Here is a 17,409-nt window from a genome sequence, read left to right on the forward strand (position 1 = left end):
GACGTTTCTTGAAATTACGTCTTGTACCTGTACTGATAACGTCTCTACTGTCGGCTATGCTATTATTCGGAGGATTCTTTTTATATCGTCAGTTTGCTTTACAGGAACCGCTCCAAAAGATTGTAACCGGATTTGAGGGAGTAAATACTTCACATATTAGTATTAACCGCGATGAGGTCACTTTGAAACTTGATTTGCAGCCGGGCACGAATTTACGTGATCTAGTATCGTATGTATCCAAAGAAGGAAAATCAGTGATTGAAGGACGTAAACTTAAACTCGATGTGGAGCAAAATTCAAGTGAACTATTGGATGATTACTGGGATAAAGCGATGTTCTCTGTAGCTGAAGCCATGGAGAGCCGTAAATATACGATTATACCTACAGAACTTGATAGATTGAAACAGCAAAATACGGAATTTAAAGATGTGATAGCATCTACTGATATCGACGACAACAATGTGTACGTAAGCTTGAGTAATGGAAAAGAAAGCAAATTTATTATTTTGCCGCGAAAACCTGCGACCTTGGGGGTATGGAATAATGCCTAAGTACCTTAAAGAAATTTTACTCGGATTTATTCCTGTACTGTTTATTTTCATGGCTTTTTTAGGTATTAATATATTCCCGATTGTTATAGCAGCTGGGATGCTCACTGCACTACTTATAATTGCTCATTTGCGTGGTGGGCTTACAGTGAACGCTGGTGCTGGAAAGAAACGCAAGAAGGAAGGACCTTCAAAGCTCACTTTTGAAGAAATAGGTGGGCAAGATAATGCGAAGCAAGAGCTTCGTGAGGCACTTGATTTTTTGATCCGGCATGAGGAGATCAGTAAATTTGGGATTCGCCCTTTGAAAGGGATTCTACTCACTGGCCCTCCAGGAACAGGTAAGACCCTTATGGCCAGAGCAGCTGCACATTATACAAACTCTGTATTCGTGGCTGCATCAGGCAGTGAATTTGTAGAAATGTATGTAGGTGTCGGGGCCGGCCGGATCCGCGATTTGTTCAAGGATGCTCGTAACCGTGCTGTTAAGGAAAATAAACAGAGTGCCATTATTTTTATTGATGAAATTGACGTAATTGGCGGTAAACGTGAAGGCGGACAGCAGCGTGAATATGATCAGACCTTGAATCAGCTGTTGACTGAGATGGATGGTATTTATAATAACGAAACACCGCGTATTCTACTGGTAGCTGCAACAAACCGGAAAGAAATGCTTGATTCGGCATTGCTACGTCCTGGACGCTTCGACCGTCATATTCAAGTGGACATGCCTGACAAAAAGGGCCGCAAATCGATTCTGGAATTGCATGCGAAGAATAAACCTCTTCATCCAGATGTGAGTCTCGACAAAATTGCTGAAGAAGCCTATGGCTTTTCCGGTGCTCAGCTTGAAAGTGTCATGAATGAGGCTGCGATTTATATGATGCGTGAGGACTTGACGAAAGTTGAGCAGCGGCATCTGTCGATGGCGATTGACAAGGTAATGATGGGTGAAAAAACGGATAGAGAAACAAATCACGAAGAGAAAAAGAGAGTCGCCATTCATGAATTGGGACATGCCATCATGGCAGAGCTCCTTCGTCCCGGAAGCGTTAGTCAGGTTACGCTGACTCCGCGTGGGCAAGCCCTTGGTTATGTGCGACATAATCCTCAGCAAGAGCAGTATTTGTACACCAAAGATTATCTCGAAGATCAGATTATGATTGCACTTGGTGGAGCAGCTGCTGAAGAAATGTATTATGGTGGACGAAGCACAGGTTCACGCGGTGATTTCGATCAGGCGCTGAATATTGTGGAAACGATGATGAAGTCAGGTTTAACTTCGCTGGGTATTGCTAAGCTGGAAATGGTTACCACTGAAGAGCTTATGAAGGAAAATAGTAAGATATTGGATGAGCTGATGACGCGCACTCGTGAGCACCTTGAAAAGCAACGAAATGTATTTGATTACTCTCTTGACATTTTAATGAAGGAAGAAGTACTCTCTGGAGAGCAATTTCGATGTCAATTTCGTGACAGCGTCCTTTTACCAGCATAAATATTTATGCTGGTTATTTTTTTTTACTTTTCAGGCATGCTAAGATATCATTATATGTCGGGCTTTATAAATTTTTGCGACAGACAAGGTACAATACAAAAGTATAGATACCTGAAAGGATGGAGACTTTTTTATGAATTTCAAAAAAATAGGTGTCATCGGCGGTGGCACAATGGGACAAGGTATTGCTGAAATGTTAGCAGCCAAAGGCCTGGATGTATTACTAGTGGAGAAAACCGCGGAGAAACTGGACTACTCTTACGAAATGATCGAGACAAGTCTAGATAAGCAACTGGAGAAATGGGCGATCACTCAAGCTGAGAAGAAGCTGATTCTTAGCCGCATTCAAAAAGTGACACATTTCGCGGAGCTCAGCTCTTGTGACATGGTTATCGAAACCATTGTTGAGGATTTAGAAGAAAAGAAAAAGATTTTGAATCAATTGGATCAAGTATGCCCGAACCACATTATTCTTGCCAGCAATACATCAACACTTAGCTTGACTGAACTTGCAAGTTCTACGATGTATCCGGAACGCGTGATCGGAATGCATTTCATATATCCTGTAGCTAAAGTGGATCTTGTAGAAATCGTACGTGGTCTGAAAACTTCAGATGCTACTTTTGAAGATACAAAATCCTTTGTTGATGAGATTGTTGAGAAAAAAGGTGTAATGATTTATGAATCCCCAGGATTTGTAACATCACGCCTCATTTGCTTGTTTATCAATGAAGCCATGCATGTGCTGCAAGAAGGCGTTGCCTCCGCACAGGATATTGACGATGCTATGCGTATTGGTTATCAATTCCAATATGGACCGCTTGAAATGGCTGACAGATTTGGCCTGGATTCGGTACTTGCGGCACTCGAAAATATGTTCCGTGAATACGGAGAGCTGAAATACCGTCCTTCTACAATTCTTAAGAAGATGGTACGTGCAGGACAACTGGGTATGAAATCAGGAGAAGGCTTCTTCAAGTACGACAAGGATGGTGACCGTGTATGAATATTTTAGTTATTAACTCAGGTAGTTCTTCTTTGAAATATCAGCTGTATAACATGACCGATGAATCGGTTTTGGCTAAGGGTTTGGTTGAACGTATCGGGATGGATTCCTCCATTCTGAATCATAAACCTACTGGCAAAGCGGAAGTGACAGAAGTAAGCGAAATTCTGGAACATAATACTGCGATCCGCAAAGTCCTTGCTTGTCTTACAGACAAAGAGCATGGTGTAATTGAATCTATTAAAGAAATTGATGCTGTAGGTCACCGCGTAGTGCATGGTGGAGAGTTCTTCAAATCCTCCGCACTTGTGGATGCTGACGCAAAAACGAAAATTCGTCAATTGTTTGACCTTGCACCACTGCATAACCCAGCAGCAATGATGGGGATTACGGCTTCTGAAGTAAATATGCCAGGTGTACCGCAGGTTGTTGTATTCGATACCGCATTCCACCAAACCATGCCTGAAAAAGCTTATATGTACGCTATTCCTAGAGTATTGTACAATAAATATAAAGTTCGTCGTTATGGCGCACACGGTACATCACACGACTTCGTAAGCAAGGCTGCTGCGGAGTACTTGGAGCGTCCTCTGGAAGATCTGAAGATCATTACTTGTCATATCGGTAACGGCGGTAGTGTAACTGCAGTTCAAGGTGGAGTGTCCGTGGATACTTCCATGGGTATGACCCCTCTGGAAGGTTTGATGATGGGTACTCGCAGTGGCGATCTTGACCCAGCAATTGTCCCTTATGTGATGAACAAGGAAGAATTGTCCGTAGGAGAAGTTAACTCCATGTTGAATAAACATAGTGGCCTCTTAGCGATTTCGGGCGTAAGCAGTGACATGCGCGATATTATTGATGGTATGGAAAAAGGTGAGCCTAATTCCACACTAGCTTTTGAAATGTATGAGTACCGCTTGCGCAAGTATATCGGTTCATATACGGCTGCCATGAACGGTGTAGATGCGATCGTATTTACTGCCGGTGTTGGTGAAAATGCTTCATTGCTTCGTGAGAAACTGCTAAATAACCTTACGTTCCTGGGTATTGAGTTGGATGCTGAAGCTAACAAAGTTCGTTCCGGCGATCCACGTCGTATCTCTACGGAAGATTCCAAGGTACAAGTGCTAGTAGTTCCGACAAACGAAGAACTTGTCATTGCACGTGATACACACCGTATTGTGCAAGGAATTAACGGCTAAATTAGAGGAGAGATTGAAGGCATGGCTAACAAGAGTGTAATTAAGAACGTGAATGAACATGTTGGAGAGAGTGTTGTTATCGGTTGTTGGGTAAACAACAAGCGCTCCAGTGGTAAAATTCAGTTCCTGCAGCTTCGCGATGGTACAGGTTATATTCAGGGAGTTGTAGTGAAATCAGAAGTGCCTGAAGAGGTATGGGATGCAGCTAAGAGCCTCACACAGGAAAGCTCTTTGTATGTGACCGGAATTATCCGCGAGGAACCTCGCAGTCAATCTGGTTTTGAAATGACTGTAACTGGAATTGAAGTCCTGCATCTTACAGAGAATTATCCAATTACTCCGAAAGAGCATGGCGTAGATTTCTTGATGGATCACCGTCACCTTTGGCTGCGTGCCTCGAAGCAGCGGGCTGTTCTGGTAATTCGTGCGGAAATTATTCGTGCAATCCAACAGTTCTTCAACGAGAGTGGATTTACAAAGGTGGATCCTCCGATTCTGACGCCAACGTCAGCAGAAGGAACTACTAACTTGTTCCACACGAAGTACTTCGATGAGGACGCCTATCTAACACAAAGCGGACAGTTGTATATGGAAGCTGCAGCAATGGCACTAGGCCGTGTATATTCCTTTGGACCAACTTTCCGTGCAGAGAAATCTAAGACTCGTCGCCACTTAATTGAGTTCTGGATGATCGAACCAGAAATGGCCTTTACAGATCACGAAGAAAGCTTGAAGGTTCAGGAAGAATTTATTAGCTTCGTAGTGCAATCTGTATTGAAGAATTGCCGTGCGGAGTTGGAAGCGGTAGGTCGCGATATTTCCAAGCTGGAGAATATCAAAGCACCATTCCCACGCATTACTTATGACGATGCGATCAAGTTCTTGAACGATAAAGGCTTTGAAGATATTGCTTGGGGTGATGATTTCGGTGCACCTCATGAAACAGCAATCGCAGAAGCATACGATAAACCTGTATTTATTACTCATTATCCTGCTTCTTTCAAAGCGTTCTATATGAAGCCAGATCCAAACCGTCCGGAAGTCGTACTGTGTGCGGATATGATCGCTCCAGAAGGCTACGGAGAGATTATTGGTGGTTCACAGCGGATCGATGATCCTGCGCTGCTTGAAGAGCGTTACAAAGAGCATAATCTTTCGATGGACTCTTACAAATGGTACATGGATCTGCGTACTTACGGATCTGTACCTCACTCTGGTTTTGGACTTGGACTTGAGCGTACTGTAGCTTGGATCTGTGGCCTTGACCATGTACGTGAGACTATTCCATTCCCACGTACACTGTACCGTCTCTACCCATAAGTTCTTATATTTGAAGGGGGACGTTCATGGACGGCAAAGGATGGAGTACCTGGGGCGAAGGCGTCTCCTTCGGTCTGGAGAACGGAATGGCCGTCATACCTTACGCATTACTGAAGTATTACCGGAAGCTGAATTTAAGCGGAAGTGAAGCTATGCTGCTGATACATCTGCTTTCTTTCAGGCAGGTGGAAGGGATTGACTTCCCTTCTCTTGAGGAGCTTCAGGTTGTAACTGGCCGTAGCATATCTGTACTAGCAGGAGAGTTGCAGAAGCTTATGAAGGAAGGTTTTATTAGCATCGATGGAGACAACGATGAGCTAAGAGACATCCATTATGAACGCTACAATTTCTCAGGGTTATACGGAAAGCTTGGTGCTTATCTAGCGACAGTTGTACAAGAGCATGAGCAAGATAAGCACGTAGGTGGCTATGCAACGTCGGCACCTCGAGCTGCTTCAGGGGGTGGATTCGGCGGAAAGCCCCCCTCATCTCCTTCTCAACTTGGGGCTGAAGAGGAAAGCCGAAATCTATTCAGTATTTTCGAAAAGGAATTCGGACGTCCGCTATCTCCAATGGAGTGTGAGACGATATCCAGTTGGGTGGATCAAGACCGGTATCCCGAGGAGCTGATTCTGTTAGCGCTGAAGGAATCTGTATTTGCAGGAAAGGTTCATTTCCGTTATATTGATCGAATATTGCTGGAATGGGCCCGCAACCGGGTCAAGAACGCTCAGGATGTTAAGAACTATACACAAAAATTCCGCAATGGCGGAAGATAGATAGATTAGGAGAGAACCGCACTGCTTTAGCCCATCGCTAAAGTAAGTGCGGTTCTTTTTAATATTTTTATTAAAAAGTGCAGGGGTAGTTGTAATCTGGCGCGTCTATTGCTGTGGGAAGGAGGGGAGAGTCATTGAAGAAGAGGTATTAATCCAGCGGATTTGCCAAGGTAACGAGGATGCGTTCCGTCAATTTGTAAATACATACAGTCAGCAAATTTACAAAATTACTTATTCTGTATTACGCGATGTCAAAATGGCTGAAGATGCTGCTCAGGAAGCTTTTTTACAAATGTACAAATCTCTCCCTGACTACCGTTATCAAGGTTTAAAGTCATGGATTACACGGATCGCCTTAAATAAGGCAATTGATGCGAAACGTAAACGTGATCGACTTAGGGAACTTCCTGTTGACTATGAGCTTGTACTGAGCCAGACCGCTTCCAACGAAGAGGATGTGTTGTCAGGTGTTATACGCCGTGATCGGATGGATCGGCTGCTCGGTGAAATCAATAGCCTGCCTGAAACTCATCGTGAAATTATGGTGGCTTATTATCTGGAACATAAAAAATATGATCAGATTGCTGCAGAGCAGGGAATTTCCCTGAAGACGGTAGAGTCCAGATTGTATAGGGCGAGACAATGGATCCGAAATCATTGGAAGGAGGACGAATGGCTATGATGAAGCGTGGAGACGATCTAATCCAACGGGAACAAGCAAAAGCTTATATTGAAGGTCACATGGACGAGGCGACCAGAGAAGATTGGGAACAGTTGCTGCTGGAAGATACGGAAAGTTTTACTTCATACATGGAAATGTTGGATGAGCTACAGGAGGATCTGCCTTCATTGGAGAATTCGTCTATTTTTACAGAGAGGGTTATGGGAGATTGGGCTAGTATGACGGAATCGTCAGCAGCATTGGAACAAGTGACGGTTGAAGAAGGGGTACGGCGATATCGCTGGTATGAAAAGACAATCTTTCATTATGCGGTTGCCGCGTCACTTACGCTGTTGATAATGACATCTGGTATGTTTGATAAGCTGCACACAGGTCAAATGGAGCTTATGATCCCTAAAAAAGATAATTCCCCATCATTTAGCGAGCAAGTCATACAGGCAACTAGCGGATGGTTGGATCAGCTAATGGGCAGCAGAAAGTGATGAGAGGAGAAATGAAATATGCAACAGCAGCGTAGTAAATTAAAAGCTTTTTTTCTTAATTTGATTCCTGGAGCAGGTCATTATTATATGGGAAAACGCCCACAGGGAATTGTTTATCTTCTGTTAAGCTTTGGCATCTTATTTATGTCATTCTTAATAGCTGTGGCTGAAGGTGCCGAGGATATTCTATTAATGGGTGTGATAGGGTTCCTACTTATTGGGACGGTTTCGATGGTGCATCTGGTGGTTAAAATGCTCCAGATGCCTGCTCCTGCAATGACTCCAGATGGATCGAATTTTGATTTTTCTTCAATGCCCGTTAAGACAGACGATAATGAGCGTGTACATGTAATTTTATTATCGTTCATTCCAGGATTGGGTCATTTTCATATGGGGTTGATGCAGCGAGGATTGTCTTTCCTCATTTCTTTCTTCGGTTTCATGACCGTGATGTTATTCCTGGCAGGGATTACGTCAAGTGATGTTTTCCTTCTTCTGTTTGGCGTATTACCAGTGATTTGGTTATATTGTATGTTTGATGCGGTTCAGTTAATCCATCGCAAGCAAGCTGGTGAAGCGCTGGTTGATCGCACTTTATTCGAAGAGATGGAGGCTGGTCGTGAGGAAGGGCGCCGTAGCAAAGTTTTGGCAACATTGCTTTCTGCTTTTCCGGGTGCCGGACAAATGTATCTAGGGCTGCAAAAAAGAGGATTACAGCTCATGTTACTATTCCTAGGAAGCATTTATGTCATGGACCTACTGCGGTTAACGTTACTCTTCTTCTTGATCCCAGTCATTTGGTTTTACAGTTTGTTCGATGGCTTACAGCTTGTCAGCCGGTATGGACGTGAACCCTTGCAGGATAAGCCAGTCATAGAAGGATTTTTAAATCATCAAGGATGGCTTGGAGCTGCTCTGATGTGTCTAGGACTGTATTACATTGTAGTTAATGTCGCAGTTCCTGCGCTTGATATCAGATTTCCTGGATGGCGTTTAGAGTATATAGTCAATGAATATTTCAGGACCTTTATCGTATCTGTGCTGTTGATTGGCGGTGGTTTGAAGCTGATGGCGGGAAGCAAGAACAATAAAGGGAGAAAAGGGACAGGTGGTCATTCTTGAATAATCCGACAGAATTACAGCAAGGAGTTATTGTTTCAAGTGAGCGTCCGGTTGCTGAAGATAAATCAAGACGCTGGCGTGTTGGAACGTTGTCGATGGGATTGAGCCTTTTATTTCTGGGAGCACTAATCATGGTCTCGCAGTGGAGGGGCGCCGAAGTGTTTGAGACGACGCTTGCTTGGTGGCCGATCATTTTTATACTATTAGGCTTAGAAATTGTGATATACACTTTATGGTTTCGTGGAAAAGGAAAAATGTATTATGATGTGCTAAGCGTTCTGTTCGTAGGGTTTATAGCTGTATGTTGTTTGGTTTTTGCAGCATTTAGTTCTTTAGGATTAACACAGGAATTTCGCCGTACCGTTTCAGCTGTGCAAGAAAGTTACGCATTGCCAGATTGGAAGGGAGCCGTTCCAGAGGGCGTTAGTACCATCATTATCCAAGCTGCAGAGCCTTATGGGATTAAAGTAGATCAAACGGGTGGAAACGAGCTGAATGTATTCGGGAGTTATTCTTCAAATAAAGGAAAGCTACAAGAAGCACAAGAACAACAGCTGCTTCAAACTAAGCATGTTGGGAATACGCTATACATCATTTTAGGGGAAACTCCTAGAGATCTGCTATTCGATAATTCTAGGAACACGCTGGACGTGACTGTTGGGGCTCCGGCTAATGTTAAAGTGATTGTTCGAGATACTTATGGAAATGTTGTAACGGGCTAATCATGGCCTTAAATTGAAAAAAATCGCTTCCTGACCAATGTGGTATGGGAAGCGATCTTTTTATTTTACGAATGCAGCTCTTTCTCAAGCGCAGCGCCCATTTCACGGGAACGTTCGGCACAGCGATTTACTGCCGCGATGACAGTTTCGAAAAATTCTCCCTGCTCGAGTACTTCTATCGCTGCTTGTGTAGAGCCATTCGGGGATGTGACCTTTTTACGAAGTGCAGCTGGATCCTCGCCCGTCTGTTGTACCATTCTAGCAGCGCCAAGAACCGTTTGAACGGTTAACTCCGTGCTTTGATCAAGCGGCAGTCCGCCCCGTATACCGGCAGCGATCATTGCCTCCATCATATAATAAATATAGGCAGGCCCACTGCCGGAGATACCCGTTAAGGTCTCCATGCGTTCTTCATCAATGACTGTTGTTAGTCCGACAGCTTCAAAGATGTTGAGTGCTAGGCGTCGTCCTTTCTCATCTACTTCTTTGGAAAAGGCTATGCCAGTGGCACCAAGACCTATGGAACTAGAAGTATTCGGCATAGTACGGACGATGGGTTGCTCTTTGCCAAGCAGACCTTGCATCGTTCGAATGGACAGCCCAGCAATTACAGAGACTATGATCTGATCAGGTGAGAGAAGTGGGCTGAGTCCCCGAAGTGCTTCTGCAGCGTCTTTTGGTTTCATAGCCAACACGATTACTGGTGAGTTCCGTAGGTAATCTGTTTTTTGTTCAGGATCATTTGTACCGATTACACCGTAACGACTTCTTAGTTCTGCCAGACGTTCACTACTGCTACGGTTAAGCATAATAACATTATCGGATTTTACGATACTACGGCTAATCATCCCGCGAACGATGGCTTCTGCCATAGAGCCTGCGCCATAAAATACAATATTATGATTCATAAGTGGAATGGAAGGTTGCTGACACATGGCTCAAAATCCTCCTAAAAGTGGTGTAATTAAAAACGGATGCATGGACACTAACCCCGAATTTGACCTGTTCCATAAATCTTATATTTGGTTGAAGTAAGAGCAGGCAGACCCATCGGTCCACGGGCATGGAGTTTCTGTGTACTAATGCCGATCTCTGCACCAAATCCAAATTCAAAGCCGTCTGTGAAGCGGGTTGAAGCATTGTGGTAAACAGCTGCAGCATCAACCTCCTGTAAGAAGCGTGAAGCGTTATCCGGATCTTCAGTTACGATACATTCCGAGTGCTTCGTGCCATACTGGGCGATATGCTGCATAGCTTCGTCTAAATCGCTGACGATTTTGATATTCAAGATATAATCATTATATTCAGTAGCATAGTCCTCTAATGTTGCAGGTAATGCCCATGGGACAAAGGATAATGTTTCCTGGCAGCCACGTAATTCAACGTTAACATCCCGGAAAGCTTCGGCCAAAGAAAGCAGATACTCGTTTGCGTAATCCTTATGAACGAGTAGCGTCTCCATGGAATTGCAAACTGAAGGGCGCTGTGCTTTGGCATTCAGACTAATGTTCTGAGCCATTTCTGGCAAAGCGCTTGCGTCGAGATAAGTATGGCAGATGCCTGCACCCGTTTCAATGACGGGCACGGTTGCGTTAAGCACAACATTTTGAATCAGAGAACTTCCTCCGCGAGGGATAATCACGTCAAGTAGTCCGTTGAGCTTAAGCATTTCATCAACGGAGGAACGGTTGGGATCTTCGATCAACTGTAGCGCATTTTTCGGCATTGAAGTATTTGCTAGAGCGTTGTGAAGAACCTCGACAATTTGTCGGTTGGAGGACAGGGCGGAGGAGCCACCTCGCAACACAACAGCGTTACCAGTCTTTAGACACAGACCAGCGGCATCAACAGTTACGTTTGGACGTGCTTCATAGATAATGCCGATGACACCGAGTGGAACACGGAGTTTCTGGATGTTGAGACCATTTGGACGTTCAATAGTTTCTAGCGTGTCACCAATTGGATCAGGTAATACAGCGATTTGTTGAAGTCCTTCTGCGATACTGTTAATTCGGCCTACATCTAACGCTAGTCGATCAAGCATGGACTCGGGAGTACCACTTAAGCGTCCGCGTTCCAGATCTTCCCGGTTGGCAGCAATGATAGCTGGAGCTTCACGGCGCAGCGCATCAGCCATAACTAAGAGTGCTTCATTTTTTTGGCCGGTAGTTAGACTCGCTAATACTCCGGTGGTTTCCTTGGCTAATTTTGCTTTATTGACAACTTCACTCATGACGATTCCTCCTTAAATTTGTATGGGCAAAATTTTTACCTCAATGTAATCCATTCGTCACGGTGAATGACCTCCAGCCGGTGTACTTCTCCCAGCTTCGGTACAATCTGACGGCTGGGTAACCCTTGAATACTGCGCAGCTGAGTGTCATCGTAATTCACAATCCCGCGTCCCAGCAATTTGGAGTCTGGTCCAAGGACTTCTACAACATCCCCAGCGTGAAAGTTTCCTTCGATCTGCTTGACGCCGACAGGCAGCAGACTATGACCGCCATGAAGCAGCGCTTCAACGGCGCCTTCGTCAACGTACAGGGAGCCGAGTGGGGTGGACATGAAGCCAAGCCATTGCTTTTTAACTGGTAAAGAAGATAACTTGGTTGCAAAATAAGTACCTCGGCCCGAGCCTGTCGCTGCGAGTTGTAAATCCCCTGGCTCGGTAGCTCTCCCAACAAAGACGGGCACACCGCCTCGTGTAGCGATCTTGGCAGCATCGATTTTTGAACGCATGCCACCTGTCCCCACACTAGAGCCAGCTCCACCAGCAATAGCATAAATCTCCGGCGTAATATCATCAACGAACTGATAGCGAACAGCGTCGGGATGTTTCCGAGGATCTCCACTATATAAGCCATCCATGTCAGTTAAGACGAGCAATCTGGTGGCTTTCAGCAGGTTAGCTACCAGCGCGGACAAAGTGTCGTTATCACCGAATTTTAACTCATCAACGGAGACGGTGTCATTCTCGTTAAATACGGGTACCGCTCCTAGGCGAAGCAGCTCTTCTACCGTCATCATCGCGTTGTTCATAGCTCTGCGACTACAAAAGTCGGTACGGGTTAGTAAGATCTGTGCTGTGGTTATTCCATGCTCGGCAAAAGCTTCCTGATATGCCTGCATGAGCAGTACTTGGCCTACAGCTGCAGCTGCTTGCTTCTCATGCAGCAGCTTCGGACGTGTAGGATAACCGATACTGCGAAAGCCTGCGGCTACAGCACCGGAGGTTACTAATAACACCTCGCAGCCGTTTCTCTTCAATTCGGCAATCTCTGAAGCGAAGAAGGACACGGCTTCGCGATTTAATCCGCCTTCTGTTCCAGTCAGTGAGCTGCTGCCTATTTTGACTACGATTCGTGTCGTCATATCTGTTCACTTCCTCAGTATTTTTATAGATGCTGAAAACGACAAAAAGCCCCCATCCTTAGACTTAGCAAAGGACGAAAGCTTGTAAACTTCCGCGGTACCACCTTCATTGATGAGGGATCATCCGACTTCATTCTCGTAACGGGAGGATCCGTCCTGCTTAGCACAGGCCGCTCGGGGGTAGGATTCGGAACGAAAACCGCGGTAAATTCTTTCAGCCTGTCGGAATTTACTCTCTAGGCGCGGTTAGACTCATTCTTACTGGTCCCGTCTGCACGTTTCACTTATTTTCAATAGAATACCATGGAGATGGTTGCTTTGCAAAGGAAAAACGAAGGAACTATTTCTCGCATTAGAAAGCTTTGATTATTCTGTTTAACCTCTAAGTAAGGGTATAATCTGTTACCAAGAGGTGAATTAAATTGACTAAAGACAACAATCCTGAGCAGGCGCAGAATCAAGATCTAAACGAAAAAGCGGCCAGTTAATGAAAGTGCGGCTCGGTGTCAGATGATCTGAGCAGCCTTCCAAGGGTCTATTCTTCGGTTAATTCAGATACCGTAGATTTAAATGTTTCTACAAAAGCTTTAGCGGCTTTAGATAAATAACGTCCACGTCGATAGGCTACGACAAGTGTTCGGCTAGGGGCAGGATCAGTGAGCGGTAAGTAGACAGGGACGAATTCACTCCGCGGTGCACGGGCAATAAAATGAGGCACAAGAGTTACACCCATTCCAGTGGCGACCAGTGACTGAACTGTTTCCATGTTATTGCTCTCAAAAACAATTTTTGGTTCGAAGCCAGCGTTTCGGCACAGATCCATAGTCATTTTACGGAAGCCTTGGCCTTCTTTAAGTACGATAAATGGCTCGTCCTTTAGTTCTTGTAAAGAGGTCTTAGTTCCATCTAAGCTACGTTTAGCCAGCGGGTGTTCGGGTGGGACTGCAAGATCGATCCTTTCCTCACCCAGTTCTTCGTAAGCAAGAGCTGGAATTTCGAGTGGCAATGAGAGCAGGCTCAAATCAGTCTGACCACTCGCAGTGAGCTTCTCTAGGTTCATGGAGGAGTCTTCGAGCAGAGTGATTTCTACTTCCGGGTAATTTTGTTTAAAAACCGGAAGTACATGCGGTAGTAAATGTGCACCAGTGATCGGCATACTGCCTACAACGACGCGCCCGGTACGCAATTCAGAAATATCAGACATTTCTTGTCGCAGCAGTTCTACGCCATCAATGATGATTTGGGCTTGCTCTACGAATTTAGATCCAGCATAGGTCAGTTCAACAGAGCTGGTATTTCGCTGGAACAGCATCACACCGAGCTCTTTTTCCAGCTTGGAAAGCTGCTGACTGAGTGATGGTTGGGCAATGTGCAGCTTGTCCGCTGCACGGGAGAAGTTTTTTTCGGCTGCGATTTGTAGTACATATTGTAGTTGTCTCAGTTCCATGTATAAACTCCTTTGGGAGATTGTTTTTACTTATAAGTATAAACTATGAAACTGAAGTTTTATATAGGTTCACATGTAAGTTCGTGCACGAACGCACTGACCGGCAAATAGGAAGGTGTGGTTTACCAGTATTCGCTGGAGTCCTTTATGTTTGCCGGTCTAATTTCGATGCTACGCTATTACGTCTTACTATACTTTGCGGGCTGGAGAGATGCTTTGAGGGTTGTTAAATATATTTCCCGGGTCATATTTAGCTTTGACTCTCCGTAATCTAGGATAGTTCGCTCCATAATATACTGGTCCGGAATTTTTAATTCCCTGGTCTGGAACGTTGATGTAGCTCCCCACGATAAATGGCTGCAGCTTCCGGCGTGTATTTCGTACTACGAATATATTTCTGGCAGCTTCCGATTTCTTGATCCATGAGCTATTCCACTCAACATAGAATTTCGCTTTACGCCAGTAAAAGGCTGTAGATTTGGGTGACTTACGGCTCACAGCTCCACCCCAGTTGAGGAAAAAGAAACCTGCGAATTCTCCCTCCACTTTCTCTAAGAATTCACGCATGGACTTAATTGCCTTGTCCGGGAAGGGTTTTCTTACGAAACCGCTGGAGAACTGGTTGCTGACTCTTTGAGTTAGCACTGGATCAGGCGCTAACATAAAACTCACTACTTTTGTATAGGGCAAAGAGCGGATGATTTGATTCGTAGGCGTTCCAACGCTCGTAACGGGCTTTAAGAGGCGGGAAGCCTCTGCCTTTGATCCGAGGAACAGCCCCGTCATAGTGACATTACCGCCTTTTTTCGGACCAATGGATAATTCACTGCCCAGTTTGGTATTAACGCAAGGAGCCCAGAGTTGCCAAGCTTTGAATACCTTCTCGAACTGATCCCAAGGCCAGGTGATACGAAAAACGGTAGCCGAAGCTGGAGCAGGACGTACTTTGAATTTGTAACTGGTGTAAACTCCGAAATTCCCCCCGCCACCTCCGCGGGAAGCCCAGAGGAGATCAGAGTTACTATTCTTATTGGCACGAATAATTTTCCCTTTGGCATCAACCATTTCGAGTTCGATTAGATTATCACTAACAAGGCCCACGGTTCGCTGGAGCGGCCCGATACCCCCGCCTAGGGTGATGCCTCCGATTCCAACCGTAGGGCTATCGCCGAATGGAGCCATATATCCTTGCCCAGCAAGCGTGTGTGCAATTCTCCCCACAGTATTTCCGGTACCCACAACAACAGTTCCTGATTTTTTATTTAGTTTGATTTTCTTCATTTCACTTACATCGATGACGATTCCTCCGGTGACCTGTGAAAGATTAACCTCCAGAGAATGTCTACCGCTTCTTGCACGGATGGGGACTTTATTCTCGTTAGCCCATTTTATGGCGTTCGCTACATCTTGTGTTTTTTGTGCGAAAACAAACACTTTCGGGAATTTGTCAGTATGCGGATCCCAATTTTTACGTGCCGTTTCATACCCTTGATCACCTTTGAAAATAACTCGCCCGGTAAGTCTCGTTCCTGACCTCAATTGTTCCAACTCCTTCTGCGCTAACAAATGCACTGCATTTCAACAACCAGGACCCGATATAGTATGAAGGGCATTCGTCTAAGGAGTGGGCTGACTAGGGTCTCAGCAAAAAAATCATCTTCAATTTATAGGTTAAACCTATCACTTCTATAGATATCATATCTTGGAATTATAAAGATGGTGATGTTATATTTAGATCATTCAAGAGAGACTCCACGCTCTCTTCCAATGAACGATTCTATTAATGAGGTGAAATTATGAGCAACAAGACAATGTTTGAAAAGATTTGGGATAATCATGTTATTCATCAAGAGGAAGGTAAACCTAGCATTATTTATATCGATCTGCATTTGGTTCATGAAGTAACTTCTCCACAAGCTTTCGAAGGACTTCGCCTCAGTAACCGCAAGGTCCGCCGTCCTGAGCTGACTTTCGCTACAATGGACCACAACGTTCCTACCAAGGATCGTTTTAACATTAAGGATCCAATTTCCAAGCAGCAAATTGATACACTTTCTAAAAACTGTGCTGATTTTGGAGTTAGATTGTTCGACCTGAATGATATCGATCAAGGCGTTGTACACGTAATGGGACCTGAGATCGGTTTGACGCACCCTGGTAAAACTATCGTTTGCGGTGACAGCCATACCTCCACACATGGAGCATTTGGTGCGCTGGCTTTTGGTATCGGTACTAGTGAAGTTGAACATGTAATGGCTACCCAATGTTTGCAGCAATCCAAAGCTAAGACTATGGAAGTTCGTTTCACAGGTAAACGCAATCCTGGTGTAACAGCAAAGGATATGATCCTTGGTGTTATTGCTAAGTATGGTACTGATTTTGCAACAGGTTATGTAATTGAATACACAGGTGAAGCTATTCGTGAGCTGTCGATGGAAGAACGTATGACCGTCTGCAACATGTCGATCGAAGGCGGAGCAAGAGCAGGTTTGATCGCTCCTGACGAAACTACTTTTAACTATCTGCGTGGACGTCAATATGTGCCGCAAGGCGAAGCATACGACGCTGCTGTTGAAGGATGGAAGAGTCTTGTTAGTGACGAAGGTGCTCAGTATGATACGGTAGTTGAATTCGATGTGGAGACATTGATTCCACAAGTGACTTGGGGTACTAGCCCGGGCATGGGTACTGATATCAACTCTAGCGTGCCAAATCCGGCTGACTTTACCACTGAAAATGAACGCAAAGCTGCTGAAAAAGCGCTTGAATATATGGATTTGACTCCTGGAACTCCTATTTCTGAAATTCCAATTGATTATGTATTTATCGGTTCTTGTACTAACGGACGGATCGAAGATTTGAGAGCCGCAGCCGTGGTAGCAAAAGGCCATAAAGTCTCTGATAAGGTTACTGCCATTGTTGTTCCTGGATCTGGTCGTGTTAAAATGCAGGCTGAGAAGGAAGGGCTTGATAAAGTCTTTACTGACGCGGGCTTTGAATGGCGCGAAGCGGGATGCAGCATGTGTCTTGCGATGAACCCTGATGTACTGCAACCGGGGCAACGCTGTGCATCTACCTCGAACCGTAACTTTGAAGGACGTCAAGGTCGCGGTGGACGCACGCATCTTGTATCCCCAGCTATGGCTGCTGCAGCTGCGATAAAAGGCCGTTTCACTGATGTACGTGATTGGAACTATAAGACGGAAGCTGTCAGCTCATAGAACTA

The 17,409-nt window shown here is 44.9% G+C and carries 16 protein-coding genes; 11 read left to right on the plus strand and 5 right to left on the minus strand.

All coding sequences use genetic code 11. From position 1 onward, the window contains the following. The first annotated feature begins 8 nt into the window (after positions 1-8). From ACQKMP_RS11175 to ACQKMP_RS11220, 10 genes are all read left to right on the plus strand, one after another. Positions 9-551, plus strand: a complete 543-nt coding sequence (locus ACQKMP_RS11175) for a hypothetical protein (RefSeq protein ID WP_042190109.1) — start codon at positions 9-11, stop codon at positions 549-551. Beyond that, complete coding sequence (locus ACQKMP_RS11180; protein WP_042190108.1) at positions 544-2,046, plus strand: AAA family ATPase; 1,503 nt, start codon at positions 544-546, stop codon at positions 2,044-2,046. The genes ACQKMP_RS11175 and ACQKMP_RS11180 overlap by 8 nt, the downstream gene beginning before the upstream one ends. Positions 2,047-2,179: 133 nt before the next feature. Beyond that, positions 2,180-3,052 carry a 3-hydroxyacyl-CoA dehydrogenase family protein gene (locus ACQKMP_RS11185; RefSeq protein ID WP_042129488.1) on the plus strand — a complete coding sequence of 291 codons (873 nt, stop codon included), beginning with the start codon at positions 2,180-2,182 and terminating at the stop codon, positions 3,050-3,052. Further along, on the plus strand, positions 3,049-4,257 hold the full coding sequence (locus tag ACQKMP_RS11190) for an acetate/propionate family kinase (RefSeq protein WP_042190106.1): 1,209 nt from the start codon (positions 3,049-3,051) through the stop codon (positions 4,255-4,257). Before ACQKMP_RS11185 ends, ACQKMP_RS11190 begins: the two co-directional genes overlap by 4 nt. A gap of 21 nt (positions 4,258-4,278) precedes the next feature. Next, positions 4,279-5,577, plus strand: coding sequence for an asparagine--tRNA ligase (gene asnS / locus ACQKMP_RS11195; protein ID WP_036676308.1), 1,299 nt, complete (start codon positions 4,279-4,281; stop codon positions 5,575-5,577). Positions 5,578-5,603: 26 nt separating this feature from the next. Beyond that, the gene (locus tag ACQKMP_RS11200) at positions 5,604-6,356 is read left to right on the plus strand and encodes a DnaD domain-containing protein (RefSeq protein ID WP_060622747.1); all 753 of its coding nucleotides are present in this window, start codon (positions 5,604-5,606) and stop codon (positions 6,354-6,356) included. 46 nt (positions 6,357-6,402) lie between these two features. Next, the gene (locus ACQKMP_RS11205; protein WP_231573318.1) at positions 6,403-7,038 is read left to right on the plus strand and encodes an RNA polymerase sigma factor; all 636 of its coding nucleotides are present in this window, start codon (positions 6,403-6,405) and stop codon (positions 7,036-7,038) included. Continuing rightward, positions 7,035-7,520 (plus strand): hypothetical protein, encoded by a 486-nt coding sequence (locus tag ACQKMP_RS11210; protein ID WP_427469376.1) that lies wholly within the window; start codon positions 7,035-7,037, stop codon positions 7,518-7,520. Before ACQKMP_RS11205 ends, ACQKMP_RS11210 begins: the two co-directional genes overlap by 4 nt. A gap of 18 nt (positions 7,521-7,538) precedes the next feature. Next, on the plus strand, positions 7,539-8,642 hold the full coding sequence (locus ACQKMP_RS11215) for a hypothetical protein (RefSeq protein ID WP_339242666.1): 1,104 nt from the start codon (positions 7,539-7,541) through the stop codon (positions 8,640-8,642). Further along, positions 8,639-9,364 (plus strand): hypothetical protein, encoded by a 726-nt coding sequence (locus tag ACQKMP_RS11220; protein WP_379424357.1) that lies wholly within the window; start codon positions 8,639-8,641, stop codon positions 9,362-9,364. Before ACQKMP_RS11215 ends, ACQKMP_RS11220 begins: the two co-directional genes overlap by 4 nt. A 65-nt stretch (positions 9,365-9,429) precedes the next feature. Here the strand turns inward: ACQKMP_RS11220 and proC are convergent, their stop codons facing one another. The 5 genes from proC to ACQKMP_RS11245 all read right to left on the minus strand — a co-directional run bounded on the left by proC (position 9,430) and on the right by ACQKMP_RS11245 (position 15,722). Then, complete coding sequence (gene proC / locus ACQKMP_RS11225) at positions 9,430-10,299, minus strand: pyrroline-5-carboxylate reductase (protein WP_042190097.1); 870 nt, start codon at positions 10,297-10,299, stop codon at positions 9,430-9,432. Positions 10,300-10,349: 50 nt separating this feature from the next. After that, complete coding sequence (locus ACQKMP_RS11230) at positions 10,350-11,597, minus strand: glutamate-5-semialdehyde dehydrogenase (protein WP_042190094.1); 1,248 nt, start codon at positions 11,595-11,597, stop codon at positions 10,350-10,352. A gap of 35 nt (positions 11,598-11,632) precedes the next feature. Then, positions 11,633-12,736, minus strand: a complete 1,104-nt coding sequence (proB, locus tag ACQKMP_RS11235) for a glutamate 5-kinase (RefSeq protein ID WP_042190091.1) — start codon at positions 12,734-12,736, stop codon at positions 11,633-11,635. Positions 12,737-13,271: 535 nt separating this feature from the next. Next, positions 13,272-14,183: a LysR family transcriptional regulator gene (locus ACQKMP_RS11240; RefSeq protein WP_042190089.1), complete on the minus strand. Its 912-nt coding sequence runs from the start codon at positions 14,181-14,183 to the stop codon at positions 13,272-13,274. 189 nt (positions 14,184-14,372) lie between these two features. Further along, the gene (locus ACQKMP_RS11245; RefSeq protein WP_042190087.1) at positions 14,373-15,722 is read right to left on the minus strand and encodes an FAD-binding oxidoreductase; all 1,350 of its coding nucleotides are present in this window, start codon (positions 15,720-15,722) and stop codon (positions 14,373-14,375) included. A gap of 257 nt (positions 15,723-15,979) precedes the next feature. Between ACQKMP_RS11245 and leuC the strand changes: the two genes are divergently transcribed. Further along, positions 15,980-17,404 carry a 3-isopropylmalate dehydratase large subunit gene (leuC, locus tag ACQKMP_RS11250; protein ID WP_042190084.1) on the plus strand — a complete coding sequence of 475 codons (1,425 nt, stop codon included), beginning with the start codon at positions 15,980-15,982 and terminating at the stop codon, positions 17,402-17,404. Positions 17,405-17,409: the final 5 nt, after the last annotated feature.

Origin of the sequence: Paenibacillus sp. NPDC101420, from assembly GCF_050277435.1 — a bacterium.
Taxonomy (GTDB): Bacteria; Bacillota; Bacilli; order Paenibacillales; family Paenibacillaceae; genus Paenibacillus_AQ.